Genomic DNA, 5,127 nt, shown 5'->3' on the forward strand with positions numbered 1-5,127 from the left:
GCCCTTGGCGCCGGCGCGGATGCGGTTGAGCGCGTCGTGGATCTCAGCATCGGTGACGGTGAGCGGCGGCAGCAGGCGAATGACGTTGTCGCCGGCTGGCACCGCCAGCAGGTGCTGATCACGCAATGCCATGTTCACCTTGGTGTTGGGCATGGCGCATTTGAGGCCGAGCATCAGCCCCGCGCCCCTGATGTCCTCGATGACCTCGGGAAACTCGTCGGCGACCGACGCAAGCCCCTGCTTCAGCAGCAGCGCCTTGCGCTGGACATCTTCGAGGAAGCCGTCTTCCAGCACGACATCGAGCACGGCGTTGCCGACAGCCATCGCCAGCGGGTTGCCGCCGAACGTGGTGCCATGCACGCCTGCGGTCATGCCGACGGCCGCTTCATCCGTGGCAAGGCAGGCGCCCATCGGGAAGCCGCCGCCAATGCCCTTGGCGATCGCCATGATGTCTGGCGTAACCCCTGACCATTCATGCGCGAACAGCTTGCCGGTGCGGCCGATGCCGCACTGGACCTCGTCGAAAATCAACAGCAGGCCGTGCTGCTCGCACAATTGCCTGAGCCGCTTCAGCGATTGCGTCGGCACCGGACGGATACCGCCCTCGCCCTGCACCGGTTCGATCAGGATGGCGGCCGTCTCCGGCGTGATCGCCTTTTCAGCGGCGTCGATGTCGTCGAAACCGACCTGATCGAAACCTTCGACCTTGGGACCGAAGCCTTCGAGATATTTGTACTGGCCGCCGGCCGCGATGGTCGCCAGCGTGCGGCCATGGAAGGCGCCTTCGAAGGTGATGACGCGGAAGCGCTCGGGGTGTCCGTTGACGAACTGGTAGCGGCGCGCCGTCTTGATTGCGCATTCCAGCGCCTCGGCGCCCGAATTGGTGAAGAACACCTTGTCGGCGAAAGTGGCGTCGACCAGCCGCTCGCCGAGCCGGCTCTGCCCCGGAATCTCATAGAGATTGGAAACATGCCAGAGCTTGGCGGCCTGCTGGGTGAGTGCGGCGACCAGATGCGGATGGCTGTGGCCGAGCGAATTGACGGCGATGCCGCCGGCAAAATCGAGATATCGCTCGCCTTTGTCGGTAATCAGCCAAGTGCCCTCCCCGTGGTCGAAGGCCAGGGGTGCGCGAGCAAAGGTCTCGTAAAGCGCCGAACCGCTCATTATATGCGTCTCCGGTACCGGAAAATCAAAAAGCCGCCAAAGCGGCGGCCTGTGCGGCTTATCGTGTTTTTCGGCCATGAAGTCAACGAAAACGTCGCGTAGTGGCGCGCGGCAAGCCCCCTAACGAGACGCCGGCTCATAAGCGACCGGGCAAGTTGGGGAAAACCGAAAAAACCGATTCGTGTTGCACTTGGGACTCTTGTCACCGAGTCAGCGGATAGAGTAGTTGTAGTCGAGAAATAACTAGATTTCGTGCGGCGGACCTAATCACCAGATATATGTGGTGTCTGCCCCGGCAAATGTTGCCGGGTCGGTAAGGGATTCCGATTGCCGCACGCTTAGAGGAGCGCGGTCATGAACTGGACTGACGAGCGGGTAGAACTTCTCAGGAAACTGTGGTCGGAGGGTCTGAGCGCGAGCCAGATTGCTGCACAGCTTGGAGGGGTCAGCCGCAACGCGGTCATCGGCAAGGTGCACCGGCTGAAACTGTCGGGCCGCGGACGCTCGACCGCCACGCCGGCACGCCAAAAGAAGGCGGCGCAAGGATCGACCGTTCAGAAATCGGTGTCACGCGCCGCAACCGCGGCACGCCATGTCACGACGTCGATCGGCGCGACGGCCTTGCAGACGCAGTTCGATGCCGAACCGGTGGCACGCCACTACATCCGCCCGGTCGAGAATGTCGTGTTGCCGATCTCGCGGCATCTGCAACTCGTCGAGCTGACTGAGCGGACCTGCAAATGGCCGAACGGCGATCCGCTTTCGGAGGATTTCCATTTCTGCGGCAACGAGGCCGCCGAAACCGGGCCCTATTGCAAGTATCACGCCCGCGTGGCGTTCCAGCCGGCATCGGAGCGGCGGCGGAGCCGGTAGGCAAGGGAATAGGGAGTAGGGCAGTAGGGCAGTAGGGCAGTATGAGTGCGGAAAGCTGCGCTCACGAAATGCCATCCTACTGCCCTACTGCCCTACTGCCCTACTGCCCTACTGCCCTACTGCCCTATCTTCACAGCCACCCATTCTTGCGAAACCGCCAGTAGAGGAACGCGCAGATCAGCGCGATCGTGGTCAGCACCATCGGGTAGCCGTACTCCATCTTCAGTTCCGGCATGTCGCTGAAATTCATACCGTAGATGCCGGCGAACGCCGTCGGCACCGCCAGAATGGCGGCCCATGAGGCGAGCTTCTTGGAGATCGCCGTTTCCTGACTCTGGCCGACCAGCAGGCTGGCTTCGAAAGCGAACGCCAGCACCTCGCGCAGACTGTCGATCTTTTCCTGGACAGTGCGGATGTGATCGGTCACGTCGCGAAACAGCGGATGCATGGCTGTATGGATCTGCGGCAGCTCGGCGCTGGTCAACCGTCGGCAGACTTCGACCAGCGGAAGCGCTGCATTGCGCAGGCGCAAGAGATCGCGGCGCAGCATATAGAGCCGCTCGATGTCAGGGCCGGTCATTGGCTTCAACAGAACCCTATCCTCGATCACCTCGACTTCGTCCTCGATCTGCTCGAGCACCGGCATGTAGTTGTCGACGATGAAATCGAGAATGGCGTAGAGAACGAAATCCTCGCCCTTGGCCAGCGAATGCGGGCAGCTTTCCCAGTGCTGACGAACGGCGGCATAGGACGTCGAAGGACCGTGCCTAACGCTGACAATGTAGCCGCTGCCGACGAACAAATGGGTCTCGCCGAAGGTGACCCGGCCGTCGATCAGTTGCGCGGTGCGGGCGACGATGAACAAGGCATCGCCATATTGCTCGATCTTCGGCCGCTGGTGTGGGTGCTCGGCATCCTCGATCGCCAGTTCATGCAGGTGAAACTGCGCCTGAACGCGCAGAAGCAGGTTGCGGTCGGGCTCGAGCAGGCCAATCCAGACGACATGACCGGATTTTTTTGCCCATTCGCCGGCTTCCTCGATGGGAATATCGGCGATGCGGCGCCCGGCCGTGTAGACGCCGCAAGCGATTATGCCGGAAGCAGGCGCAGGCGCCGGGGTCAGGTTCCGAACATTTTCCATCACGACCTCCCGAAGCAAATCCACGGACGAGGATAGAGGCAAAGCCCGGAAAGCTTAGCGTAATTCGGGCGACGGTTCGAGAGGCGGCCGTTCACTTAACCGGCAGCGTCTCGGAAAGACCGATCTTGTCGGTCTTGTCGCCCTTGGGTCGCTCGGCCGGCAACTGCTCGCCGGTGACGATGTAGTAGATGGTCTCGGCGATGTTGGTGGCGTGATCACCGATACGCTCGATGTTCTTGGCGCAGAACAGCAGATGCGTGCAGGGCGTGATGTTGCGCGGATCTTCCATCATGTAGGTCAGCAATTCGCGAAACAACGATGTGTACATGGCGTCGATCTGGTCGTCGCGGTCGCGCACGAAGCCGATTTTCTCCACCGAGCGAGACGCGTAGACGTCGAGCACTTCCTTGAGCTGGGTCAGCGCCAGGTTGGCCAGGGCCTCGAGGCCGCGGAACAGGCTGGTCGGCTGGCGTCCGTCGGTGACAGCAACCACCCGCTTGGCGACGTTCTTGCCGAGGTCGCCGACCCGTTCCAGGTCGGCGGAGATGCGGATCGCGCCGACGATCTCGCGCAAATCCGTCGCCATCGGCTGGCGCTTGGCGATGATGATGATCGCCTTGTCGTCGATTTCGCGTTGCCCTTCATCCAGCACGGCATCATCGCGGATGACCTTCTGGGCGAGGCCGGGGTCAGCGTTGACGAGAGCGGCAACCGCCTGTTCGACCATGCGCTCGGCATGGCCGCCCATCGCCGCGATGCGCTTCGACAGATATTTGAGCTCCTCATCATAGGCGCTCATAGTATGCACGGACTGCATGATAAAATGCCTTCCCACGGGTGTTTTGACTTTGAGTCGTTTCCTCGAATCCCCGCTGATACGCTAGCCGGATGACAGAAAAAAGAAACGGTCTGGTGGAAAACTAGGGCGGTTTCAGTGCGTCGGCAAATGAACCGAGAAGGCGGCGCCTTGACCGACCTCGGACTTGATCGAAAGCCTTGCGTTGTGGCGCGTCAGGATATGCTTGACGATCGACAGGCCAAGGCCGGTGCCTTTCTGGGTCCGGCTGGTCTCGACATCGACGCGATAGAAACGCTCGGTGATGCGCGGAATGTGCTCTTCTGGAATGCCGGGGCCAAAATCCCTGATAGTCACGTCGATACCCGGTTCCGAGCCGGCATCGCTGCGCGCGATCGACACCACGACGCGCCCGCCCGACTGCCCGTATTTGCAGGCGTTTTCCAGAAGGTTCTCGAACACCTGAAAAAGTTCGTCGCGATCGCCCGGCACATCAAGCGGCCCATCGGCATAGTCCCGCTCGATGGCAACGCTGTTTTCCCTGGCCAGCGGTCCAAGCGAATCGATGACGCTGTCGACGGTCTCGCGCAGATCGACCTCGGTTCCAAGCTTCAGATAAGGCTTCATCTCAAGCCGCGACAGCGACAGCAAATCGTCGATCAGACGCGCCATGCGACCCGTCTGGCTCTGCATGATCTGCAGGAACTGATCGCGCGCCGCCGGGTCGTTGCGGGCCGGCCCGCGCAGCGTTTCGATGAAGCCGGCGATGGAGGCGAGCGGCGTGCGCAGTTCGTGGCTGGCATTGGCGATGAAGTCGGCGCGCATACGGTCGATCCTGCGCGCTTCGCTCTGGTCCTTGAACACCAGTACATAAAGATCGGTGGCGTGGCCGACCGAGGACGCGCTCACCCGGTAAGCCCGTTCGACCGGCAGCTTTTCCGTATAGTCGACGACATCGGAGGCGAGGTCGCCCGACAGCACGCCGTCCAGCAGCGCCTGCATTTCCGGCGCCCGGAATTTCAACGACAGCGACATGCCCGGCGCTATCCCGCCGAAGGCGGCGAAAGCGGCGGCATTGGCGTGGACGATGGTGGCTGTCCGGTCGAAGATGATCAGCGGATCGGCGACGGCGGCCGCAAGATATTCACCTGAC

At 61.8% G+C, this 5,127-nt stretch carries 5 protein-coding genes; 1 reads left to right on the plus strand and 4 read right to left on the minus strand.

Going from position 1 to position 5,127, the window contains the following annotated elements:
* On the minus strand, positions 1-1,164 hold a 1,164-nt coding region (locus tag EN935_RS21630; protein WP_164771252.1), incomplete at its 3' end, for an aspartate aminotransferase family protein.
* A gap of 354 nt (positions 1,165-1,518) precedes the next feature.
* Here EN935_RS21630 and EN935_RS21635 point away from each other — a divergent pair.
* Positions 1,519-2,037 carry a GcrA family cell cycle regulator gene (locus EN935_RS21635; protein WP_126067634.1) on the plus strand — a complete coding sequence of 173 codons (519 nt, stop codon included), beginning with the start codon at positions 1,519-1,521 and terminating at the stop codon, positions 2,035-2,037.
* 130 nt (positions 2,038-2,167) lie between these two features.
* Here EN935_RS21635 and EN935_RS21640 read toward each other — a convergent pair whose 3' ends face one another.
* From EN935_RS21640 to EN935_RS21650, 3 genes are all read right to left on the minus strand, one after another.
* Positions 2,168-3,178, minus strand: a complete 1,011-nt coding sequence (locus EN935_RS21640; RefSeq protein ID WP_126067633.1) for a magnesium and cobalt transport protein CorA — start codon at positions 3,176-3,178, stop codon at positions 2,168-2,170.
* 91 nt (positions 3,179-3,269) lie between these two features.
* Positions 3,270-3,995 carry a phosphate signaling complex protein PhoU gene (gene phoU, locus EN935_RS21645; protein WP_109666524.1) on the minus strand — a complete coding sequence of 242 codons (726 nt, stop codon included), beginning with the start codon at positions 3,993-3,995 and terminating at the stop codon, positions 3,270-3,272.
* Positions 3,996-4,109: 114 nt separating this feature from the next.
* The coding region (locus EN935_RS21650; protein WP_127373592.1) for an ATP-binding protein at positions 4,110-5,127 on the minus strand (1,018 nt) is incomplete at its 5' end.

Source organism: Mesorhizobium sp. M7D.F.Ca.US.004.03.1.1 (assembly GCF_003998635.1).
Lineage (GTDB): Bacteria > Pseudomonadota > Alphaproteobacteria > Rhizobiales > Rhizobiaceae > Mesorhizobium > Mesorhizobium loti.